Raw genomic sequence first — 14,572 nt, 5'->3', positions numbered from 1 at the left:
CGTGACGACCGTGACCGTGGTGGATTCCGGCGCGACGACCGCGGTGACCGCGGTGAGCGTCCCCCCTTCCGCCGCGACGACCGACGTGACGACCGACGTGACGACCGGCGCGATGATCGCCGGGACGGCGACCGCGGTGGGTTCCGCCGCGACGACCGTGGCGGCGACAACCGCGGTGGTGGCGGCTACGGCCGTCCCCGTGATGACCGGCGTGATGACCGGCGTGATGGTGACCGCGGTGGGTTCCGTCGGGACGACCGGCGTGACGACCGCGGTGGGTACGGCCCCCGTCGGGACGACCGGGGTGGCCGTCCGGGCGGGTTCCGCGGGCGTGACGGTCGCGACGACCGGCGTGGTGGCGGCGGCTACGGGCGCCGCGACGACCGGGACCGCGATCGCGACCGGGACCGGGACCGCGAGCCGATCAAGAGGCTGCCGATCCCGCAGGACGTCACGGGCGACGAGATCGACAAGGACGTACGGCAGGAGCTTCAGAGCCTGCCGAAGACGCTCGCGGAGGACGTCGCCAGGAACCTGGTGATGGTGGCGCGGCTCATCGACGAGGACCCCGAGGGCGCGTACGGGTACTCCAGGGTCGCTCTGCGGCTGGCGTCGCGTGTCGCCGCCGTACGGGAGGCCGCCGGTTTCGCCGCGTACGCCAACCAGAAGTACTCCGAGGCGCTCGCCGAGTTCCGGGCGGCGCGGCGGATGACCGGGAACACGGAGCTGTGGCCGCTCATGGCCGACTGCGAGCGTGGGCTCGGGCGGCCGGAGAAGGCGCTGGACATGGCCGGGGCGCCCGAGGTGCAGAAGCTCGACAAGGCCGGCCAGGTCGAGATGCGGCTGGTCGCGGCCGGTGCCCGGCGTGACCTGGGGCAGCTGGAGGCGGCCATCGTGACGCTGCAGAGCCCCGAGCTGGCCTCCAACTCGCTCCAGCCGTGGACCGCGCGCCTGCGGTACGCCTACGCGGACGCGCTGCTCGCGGCCGGGCGGGACAAGGAGGCCCGGGAGTGGTTCGCGAAGGCCGTGGAGTCCGACAAGGACGGCAGCACGGACGCCTCGGACCGGCTCGCCGAGCTGGACGGTGTCGAGTTCGTCGACGCCCTCGGTGACGACGAGAGCGGTGACGACGAGAGCCGTGAGGAGAGCCGTGACGACAGCGGCGGCTCCGACTCCGACGCCGGCGAGGACGTGACGCCGGAGGACTCCGAGAAGGAGTAGGCATGGTGAGAGGGGCGGATCCCATTGGGATCCGCCCCTTTCGCGTTCTCAGAGGTCCAGTGCGCGCAGGACCAGGCCCGAGGCCGGCTTCGGGCCGAACGACGTCGACTTGCGGGGCATCGTGACGCCCTCGCGGGCCAGCTCGCGGACCACGTCCTCGCGGACGGGGTGGAGCAGGACGGCCGTACCGCCGTGACGTTCCGCCTTGCGGACGGTGGCGGCGGTGTCGTGGATGTAGGCGATGCGGGTCGGATCGTCCTCGGGGATGCGCCAGACGTGGTCCAGCAGCGTGGAGTGCAGGACCGTCGCGTCCAGGGTGCGCCAGGCCCGGGGCCGGTCGGCGGGGATCGTGCGGGTCAGGAGTGCCTGGTCGGGCCGGTCGACGAGGTGGAAGGCGCCGTCGCCGGCGAGCAGGAAGGCGTTGCCCTCGGTGGCCGCGTCGGCCAGGGCCTCCAGCGCCTCGGCGAGCGGGACCCGCAGATGCCGTACGCGGAAGCGGCCGTCCAGGGCGGTGAGGGCGTCGGCCACCGGAAGGCCGTGCAGGAGGCGGTGGATCGCGCGAACGCGCAGAGGGTAGCGGGCGGTGTCGACCAGGAGGACCAGGCCGAAGTCCCAGGGGCTGGGGGAGGGGTGCTCGGCGCGCAGCCTGCGGTAGGTGGCCCAGCGGTGGTGGCCGTCGGCGATGAGCGCCTGGTGGCGGGCGAGGTCGGAGCGGATGCCGGCCAGTTCGTCGGGGGCGGTGACGGCCCACAGGCGGTGGCGGAAGCCGTCCTCGGTGGTGGTGGCGAGCAACGGCCGGCGCTCGACCACGCGTTCGATGACGGTGGAGGTGTCGGAGAGCGAGCCGTCACCGCGGTAGGTGAGCAGGAGGGGTTCCAGGTTCGCCGAGGTGGCGCGCATCAGGGCCGCGCGGTCGGCGACGACGTGCGGCATCACGTCCTCGTGCGGGAGGACCACATGCTCCGCGGGGTCCGGCAGGCGCAGGGCGCCGATGACGCCGCGCTGGAGCAGTCCGTCCGCGTGGCTCTGCTCGTACACGTACAGGGCGGGTTCGTCGTCGGCGGTCAGGACGCCCTCGGCGAGCCAGCGGCGCAGGGTGTGGGCGGCCTGTTCGTTGCGGGTGCTCGGGGTGCCGGCCTGCGGCAGGATCAGCCGGACGATGTTGTGCGGGTCGGCGTCCTGGAGCTGGTGCAGGCCGTCGGGGCGGACGACGACGTCGTACGGCGGGGATGTCACCGCGGCCAGACTGCCGACCCGGTCGGGGTCGTAGCGCAGGCCTCGGAACGGGGTGAGTTCGAGGCCCCGGCGCGTCGTTGCTTCCGAGTGACCTGCTGTGTTCATCCCGGCATCGTACGTGTGTCGGTGGCATGCGGGATGATCGGGGGAAAGCCGTCGAACGAGGAGCGATGCGGAATGAGCCAGAGCGTCAGGACCGGCCCGGACGGCAGTGACCGGGGCCTGAGCGAGGCGTACGACACGGCGCTGCTCGACCTGGACGGGGTGGTGTACGCGGGCGGCGACGCGATCGTGCACGCGGTCGAGTCGCTCGCCGCTGCGCGGGCCGGCGGGATGCGTCTGGCGTACGTCACCAACAACGCCCTGCGGACGCCGGACGCCGTCGCCGGGCACCTGACGGAGCTGGGCATACCCACGGACGCGGACGACGTCATCACCTCGGCGCAGGCCGTGGCCCGGCTGATCGCCGAGCAGGTGCCGGCGGGCGCCCGGGTGCTGGTCATCGGCGGTGAGGGGCTGCGGGTGGCGCTGCGCGAGCGCGGGCTGGAGCCCGTGGAGTCCGCGGACGACGACCCGGTGGCGGTGGTGCAGGGGTTCGGTGGGCCGGACCTGGCGTGGGCGCGCTTCGCCGAGGCCTCGTACGCGATCGCGCGCGGGGTGCCGTGGTTCGCGTCCAACACCGATCTGACGATTCCCGGCGCGCGCGGGATCGCCCCCGGCAACGGCGCGGCGGTGGAGGTCGTACGGATCGCCACCGGTGCCGAACCGCAGGTGGCGGGCAAGCCGCTGCCGCCCATGCACCGGGAGACGATCCTGCGCACCGGCGCCCGGCGCCCCCTGGTGGTCGGGGACCGGCTGGACACGGACATCGAGGGCGCGTTCAACGGCGAGGTCGACTCGCTCCTGGTGCTGACCGGGGTCACCGACGGCGCGCAACTGCTCGCGGCGCCGCCGCAGCACCGGCCGACGTACGTGGACGCCGATCTGCGGGGCATGCTCACCGGGCAGCCCGAAGTGACCGCCGAGGGTGAGGGGTTCCGGTGCGGTGGCTGGACCGCGACGGCCGGCGCGGACCGGCTGGAGCTGTCCGGTGACGGCGACGCGCTGGACGGGCTGCGGGCCCTGTGCGCGGCGGCGTGGACGGCGGCCGGGGAGGGTTCGTGCGGGCTGGACGCGGGGAAGGCGCTGGCCCGGCTGGGGTTGTGAGCGCGGGCCGGGTGCGCGGGTCCGGGCGGCCTCGGCAGCTGGGCGTAATGCGAGGGTAGGCTAACCTAACCGCGTGTTGGTCGACAGTCCTCCCGAACAGCGCGCGGAGACCGCCCCCGCGCCCCCGAACCGCCGGGCGATACGCCCCCTCGGTCTCCTCGTGTCCGCCGTGATCCTGGTGCTCGTCACCATGGCGAGCATCGCCATCGGCGCCAAGGACCTCTCCCTGGCCCAGGTCTGGCACGGCCTGTTCCAGGACACCGGGACGTACGGCGACGTCGTCGTCGACGAGCGGCTCTCGCGCACGGTGCTGGGGCTGCTCGCCGGTGCCGCGCTGGGCCTGGCCGGGGCGGTTCTGCAGGCGCTCACCCGCAATCCGCTGGCCGATCCCGGGCTGCTCGGCATCAACGCCGGTGCCTCCGCCGCGGTCGTCACCGCCATCACCTTCTTCGGTGTCACCTCGGTGAACGGCTACATCTGGTTCGCCTTCGGCGGCGCGGCGGCCGTCGGGGCGCTGGTCTGGTTCCTCGGCGGAAGCCGGGGCGCGACGCCGGTGCGGCTCGCGCTCGCCGGCACCGCGATCAGTGCCGCGCTCTACGGCTATCTCCAGGCCGTGATGATCTCGGACCAGGCGGCGCTCGGCCGGATGCGGTTCTGGACGGTGGGCAGCCTGTCCTCGGCGACCTTCGCCACCATCGAGCAGGTGCTGCCGTTCCTGCTGGCCGGCATGGCGCTCGCCCTGCTGCTGGCCCGCCCGTTGAACGCGATGTCCATGGGCGACGACACCGCCAAGGCGCTCGGCGCCCACCTCAACCGCACCCGCGCGCTGTCCATGCTCGCGGCCACCGTGCTGTGCGGGGCCGCGACCGCCGCCTGCGGGCCGATCGTCTTCGTCGGCCTGATGGTGCCGCACGTCGTGCGCTCCTTCACCGGCCCCGACATGCGCTGGATCCTGCCGTTCGCCGCCCTGCTGTCGCCCGTGCTGCTGCTCGGCGCCGATGTCATCGGCCGGATCGTCGCCCGGCCCTCGGAGCTCCAGGTCGGCATCATCACCGCGATCATCGGCGGCCCGGTGTTCATCCTGCTCGTACGACGGCGGAGGACGGCCCAGCTGTGAAGACCAACCGTACGGTGCGGACCCCGGGCGGTCTGTCGTTCCGCTTCGACGCCCGTGCCCTGACCGTCGTCGTCCTGCTGCTGCTGGCCGCGCTCGCCGCGAGCGTCGTGCTGATCGGCACCGGTGACTTCCCGATCTCGGCCGGCGACGTGCTGAGCACGCTGGCCGGGAACGGCGACCCCGGCCAGGAGTTCATCGTCAACGAGCTGCGGCTGCCCCGGGTCCTGGTCGGACTGCTGGTGGGCGCCTCGCTGGGGCTGGGCGGCGCCCTGTTCCAGGCCATCTCCCGCAACCCGCTGGGCAGCCCGGACATCCTGGGCCTCGGCCAGGGCGCGACGGCCGGCGCCCTCACGATGATCGTGCTGTTCTCCGGCAGCGCCACCGAGGTCACCGTCGGCGCGCTCGTGGGCGGCCTGGTGACCGGCCTCGCGATCTACCTCCTCGCCTGGAAGCAGGGTGTTCACGGCTATCGGCTGGTCCTGGTCGGCATCGGCATGTCCGCGATCCTCACCGCGGTCAACGGCTATCTGCTGACCGTCTCCGACATCGTCGACGCGGCCCGGTCGGTGGTCTGGATGACCGGCTCGCTCAGCGGCCGGGACTGGGCGCAGGTCTGGCCGCTGCTCGGGCTGTGCGCGCTGCTCGTCCCGCTGGTGCTCGGCAACGCGCGGGGCCTGCGGATGATGGAGATGGGCGACGACGTCTCCCACGCCCTCGGCGTGCGCGTGGAGCGGGTGCGGGCGCTGCTGCTGGTCTCCGCCGTACTGCTGACCGCGGCCGCCACCGCCGCCGCCGGACCCGTCAGCTTCGTCGCGCTGATCGCCCCGCAGCTGGCCCGCCGGCTGACCCGCTCGCCCGGCCCCAACCTGCTGCCCTCGATGTGCATGGGCGCCGCCCTGCTGGTCGCCGCCGACTGGACCTCGCAGCGGGTGTTCGGCGCCGACCAGATGCCGGTGGGTGTGGTCACCGGGGTCGTCGGCGGCGTCTACCTGCTGTGGCTGCTGGTCACCGAGCGCAGGGCGGGCCGGATATGAGCGGCCGCGCGAACGACAGCGCCCCCAAGAAAACGAAGAGCCCGAAGAGCCCGAAGAGCCCGAAGAACACGAGGAGTACGAGGAGCACCGTGAACCGCCTGTCCGCCGAGAACGTCACCCTCGCCTATGACCAGCGGGTCATCGCCGAGCAGCTGTCGGTGGAGATCCCCGACAACTCCTTCACGGTGATCGTCGGCCCGAACGCGTGCGGCAAGTCCACGCTCCTGCGGGCGCTGTCCCGGATGCTCAGGCCGAACCAGGGCCGGGTGCTGCTGGACGGGCAGGTCATCCAGTCGATGCCGGCGAAGAAGGTCGCCCGGACACTGGGGCTGCTGCCGCAGTCCTCCATCGCGCCCGACGGCATCACCGTCGCCGACCTCGTCGGCCGTGGCCGGTACCCGCACCAGGGCATCCTGCGCCAGTGGTCGGCCGAGGACGAGCGGGTGGTCCAGGAGTCGATGCGGCAGACCGGGGTCGCCGAACTCGCCGAGCGCTATGTCGACGAACTCTCCGGCGGCCAGCGCCAGCGGGTGTGGATCGCCATGGCGCTCGCCCAGCAGACACCCCTGCTGCTCCTCGACGAGCCCACCACCTACCTCGACATCCAGCACCAGATCGACGTCCTCGACCTCTGCGCCGAACTGCACGAGGAACAGGGCCGCACGCTCGTCGCCGTACTGCACGACCTCAACCACGCGGCCCGCTACGCCACCCACCTCATCGCCCTGAAGGGCGGCGAGGTCATCGCGGAGGGCGCGCCGAACGACATCGTCACGGCCCCGCTGGTCGAAGAGGTGTTCGGGCTGCGCTGCCAGGTCATCGACGACCCGGAGACGGGTACGCCGCTGGTGGTGCCGGCCGCGCGCAAGGCACGCACCGACGTGCGGAGGACGGCGGCCGCGGAGGCTTCCTGAACAGGGGCTTCCTGAGCGGGGGCGGCCGACGGGAGCGGCTGGAGGAGCTTCTTGAGCAGGAGCGGCTAGAGCAGCTTCCTCAAGGTCAGCAGGTCCCGCACGCCCGCGTGCAGCTTCACCCGGCCCGAGCCCCACGCCTTGGCGAAGTGCAGCTCGCCGTCGACCAGCGCGACCAGGTCGTCGCCGGTCATGGAGAGTCTGATCTCGGCCTTGTGGGACGGCGGGCCCGCCAGGGTGTCGTCCACCTGGATCCGGCCGCCCCGGAGGCGGCCGGCGAAGGTGACGTCGAGATCGGTGATGTGGCAGCTCACCGAGCGGTCCAGGGCGGCGGCCGCGCGGACGTCCCCCTCGGCGTGCTGCATGGTGTCCGAGAGCTTCTCGAGTGCGGCGCGGCACTCCTCGATCGTGGCCATCGCGACCGACGGTACCGCAGTGCTTCGGGGTAGCGTCTGGGCATGAGCGACCCACTGCCCGACTCCGAGGCCCTGGAGGAGGAGCCCGCGCAGGTCGGCCCCGAGTACGACCCGGCGGCCCCGGCGCCCCTCGGCGTGCCCCGCACGCCCACCGGCAACGCCGAGGTCGACGCGCTGCTGGAGCGGCTGGGCGACGCCGACCACCTCGACACGGACGGACACGTCGAGGTGTACGAGGATGTACACCGGGGGCTGCGCGACGCGCTCACCGCGCTCGACGCCCGCCCGGGACCTCCGGCTCCCACCCCTCACCCGACCACCACCCCTGAACGAGGCCCTTCGGGCCACCCATCACATTCGCCGTACGGCAGTAGGAGCTGAACCGAACGTGGCAGGAGTCGCACGTCGTCGTCTGGACGCGGAGCTGGTCCGCCGGAAGCTGGCGCGCTCGCGCGAGCACGCCAGCCAGCTGATCGCCGCCGGGCGGGTCACCGTGGGCAAGACCGTCGCGACCAAGCCGGCCACCCAGGTGGAGACGGCGGCCGCGATCCTCGTCTCCGCCGACGACGGCGACCCCGAGTACGTGTCGCGCGGCGGCCACAAGCTGGCCGGCGCGCTGGAGGCGTTCCTGCCGCAGGGGCTCGTGGTGCGCGGGCGGCGTGCGCTGGACGCGGGGGCGTCGACCGGCGGGTTCACGGACGTGCTGCTGCGCGCGGGGGCCGCGCACGTGGTCGCCGTCGACGTCGGATACGGGCAACTCGCCTGGACTCTGCAGAGCGATGAACGCGTCACCGTCAAGGACCGTACGAACGTGCGGGAGTTGACGCTTGAGGCGATCGATGGGGAGCCTGTGGATCTAGTCGTGGGGGATCTGTCCTTCATTCCGCTCGGACTGGTGCTGCCCGCCCTCGCGCGGTGCGTGACGCCGGACGCCGACCTGGTCATGATGGTCAAGCCGCAGTTCGAGGTGGGCAAGGAACGGCTCGGCAGCGGGGGCGTGGTGCGCAGTCCGGAACTGCGGGCCGAGGCCGTGAGGGGAGTGGCGCGTCGGGCCTTCGAACTGGGGCTCGGCGTGCGGGGGGTCACCGCCAGTCCGCTGCCGGGGCCGTCCGGGAATGTCGAGTACTTTCTGTGGCTGCGGTCCGGGGCACCGGAACTGGACCCGGCCGACGTTGACCGTGCAGTGGCGGAGGGGCCGCGTTGACACCGAACCGAGCGCGAACTGTTTTCCTGCTGGCCCACACCGGGCGCCCGGCCGCGATCCGCAGTGCGGAGCTGGTGGTCAAGGGGCTGCTGCAGTCCGGCATCGGGGTGCGGGTGCTGGAGGCGGAGGCCGCCGACCTGCCGCTGCCTGAGAGCGTGGAGCTGGTCAAGGAGGCCACCCCGCAGTGCCTGGACGGGTGCGAACTGCTGATCGTGCTCGGCGGTGACGGCACGCTGCTGCGCGGCGCGGAGTTCGCGCGGGCCTCCGGCGTGCCGATGCTGGGCGTCAACCTGGGCCGTGTGGGCTTCCTCGCGGAGGCCGAGCGGGACGACCTCGACAAGGTTGTCGACCGGGTCGTCACCAAGGCGTACGAGGTCGAGGAGCGGATGACGGTCGATGTCGTCGTCCACCAGAACGGCGACATCGTGCACACCGACTGGGCGCTGAACGAGGCGGCGGTGCAGAAGGCCGGGGCGGAGAAGCTCCTGGAGGTCGTCCTGGAGATCGACGGGCGGCCGGTCACCGGGTTCGGCTGCGACGGCATCGTGCTGTCCACGCCGACCGGGTCCACGGCCTACGCCTTCTCCGCGGGCGGGCCCGTGGTGTGGCCCGAGGTGGAGGCGCTGCTCATGGTGCCGATCTCCGCGCACGCGCTGTTCGCGAAGCCGCTGGTGACCTCGCCGGACTCGGTGCTGGCGGTGGAGGTCCTGCCGCACATCCCTCCGGGGGTGCTGTGGTGCGACGGACGGCGGACGGTCGAGCTGCCGCCGGGCGCGCGGGTGGAGGTGCGGCGGGGAGCCGTTCCGGTGCGGTTGGCGCGGCTGCACCATGCCTCGTTCACGGACCGGCTCGTCGCGAAGTTCGCGCTGCCCGTGTCCGGGTGGCGGGGGGCGCCGCACTAGTCCACTCCTTGGGGTGGTTCGCGGCGTGCGGGTGCGTGGGGGCTGCTCGCGCAGTTCCCCGCGCCCCTGGAGGGGGTGGGTCGGGGGCGTCGGCCGGGTGCGGGTTCCCCGTGGCCGGGCGCCGCTGGGGGAGGTACACCCCCCTGGGTGACAGGGTGCCTCGCGTATCGGCGGTCGTACCTCGTATGGTCTTGTCCGTGCTGGAAGAGATGCGGATACGGTCGCTCGGAGTCATCGACGACGCGGTCGTCGAGTTGTCGCCCGGGTTCACCGCTGTCACGGGTGAGACGGGCGCGGGCAAGACCATGGTGGTCACCAGCCTCGGGCTGCTGCTCGGCGGGCGCGCCGACGCGGCGCTGGTACGGATCGGCGCCGAGAAGGCGGTGGTCGAGGGGCGGGTCACCGTGCCCCCGGGCACCTCGGCGGTCGTACGGGCCGAGGAGGCCGGGGCCGAACTCGACGACGGTGCGCTGCTGATCAGCCGTACCGTCTCCGCCGAGGGGCGCTCGCGGGCCCACCTCGGCGGGCGCAGCGTGCCGGTCGGGGTCCTGGCCGAGCTGGCCGACGAGTTGGTGGCCGTGCACGGGCAGACCGATCAGCAGGGCCTGCTCAAGCTGAACCGGCAGCGGCAGGCGCTCGACCGGTACGCGGGCGACGCCGTCGCGGGGCCGCTCGCCAAGTACGCCGGGGCGTACCGGCGGCTGCGGGCCGTCGCCGTCGAACTGGACGAGATCACCACACGCGCGCGTGAGCGGGCCCAGGAGGCGGATCTGCTGCGCTTCGGGCTCGACGAGATCGCCGGTGTCGAACCGCGCGCCGGGGAGGACGTCGAACTCGCGGAGGAGGCGGAGCGGCTCGGCCACGCCGAGGCGCTGTCGTCGGCCGCCACGGCCGCGCACGCCGCGCTCGCGGGCAACCCCGAGGACCCCGAGGGCATCGACGCCGCCACGCTCGTCGCGGGCGCGCAGCGGGCCCTGGACGCCGTACGGTCGCACGATCCGGCGCTGGCCGCGCTCGCCGACCGGATCGGCGAAATCGGCATCCTGCTCGGGGACGTGGCCGGCGAGCTGGCCGGGTATGCCGACGACCTCGACGCGGACCCGCTGCGGCTGGCCGCGGTGGAGGAACGGCGGGCGGCGCTGACCGCGCTGACCCGCAAGTACGGCGAGAACGTCGCCGCCGTGCTCGCCTGGTCGCAGGAGGGCGCCGCGCGGCTGACCGAACTGGACGGCGACGACGAGCGGATCGACGAACTCACCGCGGAGCGGGACGGGCTGCGGGCCGAACTGAGCGGGCTGGCGCAGGCGCTGACCGACGCGCGGAACGAGGCCGCCGAACGGTTCGCGGCCGCCGTGACCGCGGAGCTGGCCTCGCTCGCCATGCCGCACGCGCGCGTGTCGTTCGACATCCGGCAGACCGAGGACGCCGAGGGCGTGACGGTCGGCGGGCGCACGGTCGCCTACGGGCCGTCCGGCGCGGACGAGGTGGAACTGCTGCTCGCCCCGCACCCCGGGGCGCCGCCGCGGCCCATCGCCAAGGGGGCCTCCGGTGGTGAGCTGTCCCGTGTGATGCTCGCCGTCGAGGTCGTCTTCGCCGGTACGGACCCGGTGCCGACGTACCTGTTCGACGAGGTCGACGCCGGTGTCGGCGGCAAGGCCGCGGTCGAGATCGGGCGGCGCCTGGCGCGGCTCGCGAAGACCGCGCAGGTCGTCGTGGTGACGCACCTTCCGCAGGTCGCCGCCTTCGCCGACCGGCAGTTGCTGGTCGAGAAGACCAACGACGGCTCGGTGACGCGGTCCGGTGTGAAGGTGCTGGAGGGCGAGGAGCGGGTCCGCGAGCTGTCGCGGATGCTCGCCGGCCAGGAGGACTCGGAGACCGCGCGGGCGCACGCGGAGGAACTGCTGGCCGCCGCACGGGCCGACGGCTGAGGACCGCGGCCCCTGCCCAGGGTGGCCGATGACCCTCCGCGCCACCCTCACGGCTCTGTTCGCCCGCGCCGCCACGGCCGCCCTGCGCACCGACGCGCCGGGCGGCCAGGAACGTCGGGAGCGGACCGATCATGCCGGACGGACCGTCGACCAGTGCACCGGTCCGGCCGCCGCCGTAGCCGCAGCGCCGGGCACCGGCACGGTCCGGCCCGCCGCGTTGGTCGCCGCCGGGATGCGCGGGGCCTACGACGACGTGGCCGACGCGGGCGGTCCGCGGCGCGGGTTCCGGGCGTACCTCGGGGTGCTGGGGGACGGAGAAGACACCAGCGGCGCGGGCGAGTTGTCCGGGGTGGGAGCGGCGCCCGGTCGTCGGCGCGCTGATCCAGGAGCGGGTGGCGGCCGCCGGGGTCCTCGCGGACGCCGCGCACTTCGTGAGTCCGGTCGACGTGCGGCCGGCACGCGCCGCGGGCGCCGTCCGCGTGCTCTCGGCGCCAGGACTGCTCCGGGGCGGTGCTGCGGGGGAGTTGTCCGCCGTCGTGCTCCCCGACGACCTCGGTGAGCGGTGAACCCACGCGTTCGGCACGGCCCTCGGCGTCCCCGTCGCCGTCGGCAGCGGACGTGTCGGACTGTTCGCGCACGCCGTCGCGCTCGTCGCCGCGAGGGTGTTCGGGGACCGGGGCGGCGAGGCTGCGTGGTCGCTCGGGCGGTGAGGGGCGCTCGGCCCCGGGCGCCGCGCGCCCGTACCCGCGGCAGGCGCGCCCGGGTGCTCGGTCGTACCTGATCTTCACCCAACCGGGTGAGTGCCCTTCGTCACGGCCCGTGTCGTGCGCCGGACCCGGCCACCTGGCCGTTCCCGGAACACCCGTGCGTCCTGGCATCCTTGGGAGTGCATGACGTACGCGCAGGGACCGTCGCGGTTCACCCCCTCCGCCCGATCCTTCTGTACTTTCTTCGTGACCGCCCGACCCCGAACCAGGAGCACGGCCACGTGACCCCCGTGAGCAGCCACTCACCGCACGGCCAGTCGCCGCTGCGCACCGTGCAGGTGCTGGGCGGCGGCAACGCCGACAGCAGCGTGCATGTGCGCTCGCTGACCTCGGGGCTGGTCGCCAGGGGCGTGCGGGTCACGGTGTGCGCCCCTACGGACGCGGATCACGCCTACGACTTCACCGGGGCCGGCGCCGAACATGTGCACGTGCCGCGCAGCAGCGACCCCGGCGCGGTGGCCGCGCTCCGGGCGGCCTGCGCCGACGCCGACCTGGTGCACGCGCACGGGCTGCACGCCTCCTTCCGCGCGGTGCTCGCCCTCAGCGGCCGGCAGACCCCCCTCGTCGTCACCTGGCACGACCGGGCGTTCGCCGAGGGTGCCCGCGCCCACCTCGTACGGCTGCTGGAGCGGCGGGTCGTCAAGACCGCCGCGGTGGTGCTCGGCACCACCTCCGCGCTGGTCGACCGGGCCCGCCGCACCGGTGCGCGGGACGCCCGGCTGGCCGCCGTGTCCCTGCCCGCGCCGCGCCGGGCGCCCGACGCCGAGTCTGACGACGGCGAGGGCCGAAAGCTGAAGGTGCGGGCCGAACTCGGCGCCATCGAAAGGCCGTTGCTGATCGCCGTCGGCTCCCTCGACCGGCACCGCGGCTACGACGTCCTGCTGGACGCCGCCCGCGCCTGGCGCCGGCTCGACCCCCTGCCGCTCCTCGTCATCGCGGGGGAGGGGCCGCTGCGGGGCGAACTCCAGGGCCGGATCGAGGAGGAGGGGCTGCCCGTCCGGCTCGTCGGGCACCGTGACGACGCGCGCGAACTGCTCGCCGCCGCCGACCTCGCCCTGCTGCCCAGCCGTTGGGAGGCCCGCTCCGTCCTCGCGCAGGAGGCGCTGCAGGCGCGCGTCCCGCTCGTCGCGACCGAGGTCGGCGGAGTGCCCGAACTCGTGGGCGACGCGGCCGAACTCGTCCCCTACGGCCGCCCCGGCGCCCTCGCCGACGCCGTCGTCCGCCTCCTCGGCGACCCCGAGCGGTGCGAGCGGCTGCGGCGCGAGGGCGTCCAGCAGGCGGCCACCTGGCCGACCGAGGACGAGACGGTCGCCCAAGTCCTCAGCGTCTACGACGAGTTGACGCAGGCTCGCCCGCTCATCTAGGCCGCATCCGACTACTGAGCTTTTCGTTAGTTCTGTGGTGTTTGGGGATGAATGGTCAGGCCGGTGTGGGTGAGGAAGGACCACGGGAGTTGCTCGCTGGAGCAGATTCGGTGGATGCCGCGTTCGGCGGCGTCAGCGACATCGGCGAGGTGGTCGCCGGCGAGGTTGGCCAGCTCGCGGGTCTTGATGGCCGACCACAGCAGTTCGACCGGGTTGAGCTCGGGTGCATAGGCCGGCAGGCGCTCGAGGGTGAGCCAGTCCTGCTCGGCCACCCAGGCCCGCATGCGCCGGCTCCAGTGGGCGGACAGTCCGTCCCATACCAACACCACCGACTCGCCGGCGTAGAAGGTCTTGAGCTGTTCCAGCACCTCGATCAGGGAAGTGGTGTCGTAGCTGCCCGGTTTGAGGTGGAAGCACAGCCGCGGGCCGCGTCCGGGGTCGGCGGCGTGGTAGCCCAGCGCGGCGGCCATCCCGGCTCGTTTCCAGTTCAGCCGGTGCCGTAAGAGCGGAGTGCGGCCGCGGGGTGCGTAGGTGCGGCGCACTTCGGGCAGCAGTGATACGCCTGATTCGTCGAGGAATACGATCCAGGCACGTTTCTTCACCGCCCCTTTTTGATGCGCGGCCACTCGTGGGCGACCCATCGGGCGATCTCACACTCGTCCCGTTCGACGGCCTGGCGCCTGGGCCGCTGCAGACTCCACCCCAGCCGCCCGGTCAGCAGGCGCCATACCGAGGCCCGGGCCAACGTCACCCCGCTCACCCGCTCAACCACCATGCCGACCCGTTCCAGCGTCCACAGGTCCGCCTCGAACCCGTGCGCCTGAGCGCCTTGCTCCAGCGCAGTGCGAACCGCTTCGACCTGGGCGTCGTCCAGCTTGGGCGGCCGACCGGTGGCCGGGCGCCGCCGCAATGCCTCAGCCCCGCCCTGCTCCCACAGGCGTTTCCACCGGCGCACACTCTCGGGGTGCATCCCCACTGCCCGGGCAACCTCGGACGAAGGACGTCTGCGCTCGAACAACTCGGCCGCGCGCATGCGACGGGCCTCGGCCAACTGCGGCCGCGTCAGCGGCAGAACGGCGACATCAGCAACAGCATCCTGCGGCTTTAAAGACACACCATCATGCTCACACTACCGAAGCCCCAACCACCACAGAACTAACGAAAAACTCAGTAGGGCGTGTTTCGAAAGTCCCGTCGTCCGCCCGAAGGGCGGGCCCCGCGGCGTCTGGTGCGTGCGATCGCAAGGCGCCGGAGCGCCCTAATAGC

At 73.2% G+C, this 14,572-nt stretch carries 15 protein-coding genes; 11 read left to right on the top strand and 4 right to left on the bottom strand.

Features of this window, described 5'->3' with window-relative positions:
* The first annotated feature begins 432 nt into the window (after nt 1-432).
* Nucleotides 433-1,221 carry a tetratricopeptide repeat protein gene (locus ABT296_RS37595; RefSeq protein ID WP_351934490.1) on the top strand — a complete coding sequence of 263 codons (789 nt, stop codon included), beginning with the start codon at nt 433-435 and terminating at the stop codon, nt 1,219-1,221.
* Nucleotides 1,222-1,269: 48 nt separating this feature from the next.
* Here ABT296_RS37595 and ABT296_RS37590 read toward each other — a convergent pair whose 3' ends face one another.
* On the bottom strand, nt 1,270-2,562 hold the full coding sequence (locus ABT296_RS37590) for a DUF1015 family protein (protein WP_351934488.1): 1,293 nt from the start codon (nt 2,560-2,562) through the stop codon (nt 1,270-1,272).
* Nucleotides 2,563-2,634: 72 nt separating this feature from the next.
* Between ABT296_RS37590 and ABT296_RS37585 the strand changes: the two genes are divergently transcribed.
* The 4 genes from ABT296_RS37585 (at nt 2,635) to ABT296_RS37570 (ending at nt 6,728) form a co-directional block, all read left to right on the top strand.
* Nucleotides 2,635-3,663: an HAD hydrolase-like protein gene (locus ABT296_RS37585; protein ID WP_351934486.1), complete on the top strand. Its 1,029-nt coding sequence runs from the start codon at nt 2,635-2,637 to the stop codon at nt 3,661-3,663.
* A gap of 73 nt (nt 3,664-3,736) precedes the next feature.
* Nucleotides 3,737-4,780, top strand: a complete 1,044-nt coding sequence (locus ABT296_RS37580; protein ID WP_351934483.1) for a FecCD family ABC transporter permease — start codon at nt 3,737-3,739, stop codon at nt 4,778-4,780.
* Nucleotides 4,777-5,814, top strand: coding sequence for a FecCD family ABC transporter permease (locus ABT296_RS37575; protein ID WP_351934481.1), 1,038 nt, complete (start codon nt 4,777-4,779; stop codon nt 5,812-5,814). Before ABT296_RS37580 ends, ABT296_RS37575 begins: the two co-directional genes overlap by 4 nt.
* Before the next feature lie 89 nt (nt 5,815-5,903).
* Entirely contained in the window at nt 5,904-6,728 is an 825-nt protein-coding gene (locus ABT296_RS37570) for an ABC transporter ATP-binding protein (RefSeq protein WP_351934479.1), read from the top strand.
* Between the two features lie 65 nt (nt 6,729-6,793).
* Here ABT296_RS37570 and ABT296_RS37565 read toward each other — a convergent pair whose 3' ends face one another.
* Complete coding sequence (locus tag ABT296_RS37565) at nt 6,794-7,141, bottom strand: SCP2 sterol-binding domain-containing protein (protein ID WP_351934477.1); 348 nt, start codon at nt 7,139-7,141, stop codon at nt 6,794-6,796.
* Nucleotides 7,142-7,183: 42 nt separating this feature from the next.
* Here ABT296_RS37565 and ABT296_RS37560 point away from each other — a divergent pair, with 42 nt between their 5' ends.
* The 6 genes from ABT296_RS37560 to ABT296_RS37535 all read left to right on the top strand — a co-directional run bounded on the left by ABT296_RS37560 (nt 7,184) and on the right by ABT296_RS37535 (nt 13,306).
* The gene (locus ABT296_RS37560) at nt 7,184-7,522 is read left to right on the top strand and encodes a hypothetical protein (protein ID WP_351934475.1); all 339 of its coding nucleotides are present in this window, start codon (nt 7,184-7,186) and stop codon (nt 7,520-7,522) included.
* A 7-nt stretch (nt 7,523-7,529) separates the two neighbouring features.
* Nucleotides 7,530-8,345: a TlyA family RNA methyltransferase gene (locus tag ABT296_RS37555; RefSeq protein ID WP_351934473.1), complete on the top strand. Its 816-nt coding sequence runs from the start codon at nt 7,530-7,532 to the stop codon at nt 8,343-8,345.
* Entirely contained in the window at nt 8,342-9,247 is a 906-nt protein-coding gene (locus ABT296_RS37550; protein WP_351934471.1) for an NAD kinase, read from the top strand. Before ABT296_RS37555 ends, ABT296_RS37550 begins: the two co-directional genes overlap by 4 nt.
* A 185-nt stretch (nt 9,248-9,432) precedes the next feature.
* Nucleotides 9,433-11,175 (top strand): DNA repair protein RecN, encoded by a 1,743-nt coding sequence (gene recN, locus ABT296_RS37545; RefSeq protein ID WP_351934469.1) that lies wholly within the window; start codon nt 9,433-9,435, stop codon nt 11,173-11,175.
* A gap of 392 nt (nt 11,176-11,567) precedes the next feature.
* Entirely contained in the window at nt 11,568-11,741 is a 174-nt protein-coding gene (locus tag ABT296_RS37540; RefSeq protein ID WP_351934468.1) for a hypothetical protein, read from the top strand.
* Nucleotides 11,742-12,163: 422 nt separating this feature from the next.
* Nucleotides 12,164-13,306, top strand: coding sequence for a glycosyltransferase family 4 protein (locus ABT296_RS37535; protein WP_351934466.1), 1,143 nt, complete (start codon nt 12,164-12,166; stop codon nt 13,304-13,306).
* Nucleotides 13,307-13,332: 26 nt separating this feature from the next.
* On the opposite strand, the gene ABT296_RS37530 is transcribed toward ABT296_RS37535, so the two are convergent.
* Both ABT296_RS37530 and ABT296_RS37525 read right to left on the bottom strand, forming a co-directional pair.
* On the bottom strand, nt 13,333-13,908 hold the full coding sequence (locus ABT296_RS37530; RefSeq protein WP_351934464.1) for a transposase: 576 nt from the start codon (nt 13,906-13,908) through the stop codon (nt 13,333-13,335).
* A complete protein-coding gene (locus tag ABT296_RS37525) occupies nt 13,905-14,420 on the bottom strand; it encodes a winged helix-turn-helix domain-containing protein (protein WP_351934462.1) in 516 nt (171 codons plus the stop codon). The genes ABT296_RS37530 and ABT296_RS37525 overlap by 4 nt, the downstream gene beginning before the upstream one ends.
* Nucleotides 14,421-14,572 lie beyond the last annotated feature (152 nt).

Origin of the sequence: Streptomyces sp. NPDC000983, assembly GCF_040299205.1 — a bacterium.
Lineage (GTDB): Bacteria > Actinomycetota > Actinomycetes > Streptomycetales > Streptomycetaceae > Streptomyces.
This window is presented reverse-complemented; position numbering and strand designations above follow the sequence as displayed.

Bases quoted from the DNA above. Each gene is read 5' to 3' on its own strand.
- ABT296_RS37590 (WP_351934488.1), bottom strand. From the start codon at position 2,562: ATGAACACAGCAGGTCACTCGGAAGCAACGACGCGCCGGGGCCTCGAA.
- ABT296_RS37585 (WP_351934486.1), top strand. From the start codon at position 2,635: ATGAGCCAGAGCGTCAGGACCGGCCCGGACGGCAGTGACCGGGGCCTG.
- ABT296_RS37565 (WP_351934477.1), bottom strand. From the start codon at position 7,141: ATGGCCACGATCGAGGAGTGCCGCGCCGCACTCGAGAAGCTCTCGGAC.
- ABT296_RS37560 (WP_351934475.1), top strand. From the start codon at position 7,184: ATGAGCGACCCACTGCCCGACTCCGAGGCCCTGGAGGAGGAGCCCGCG.
- recN (WP_351934469.1), top strand. From the start codon at position 9,433: ATGGTCTTGTCCGTGCTGGAAGAGATGCGGATACGGTCGCTCGGAGTC.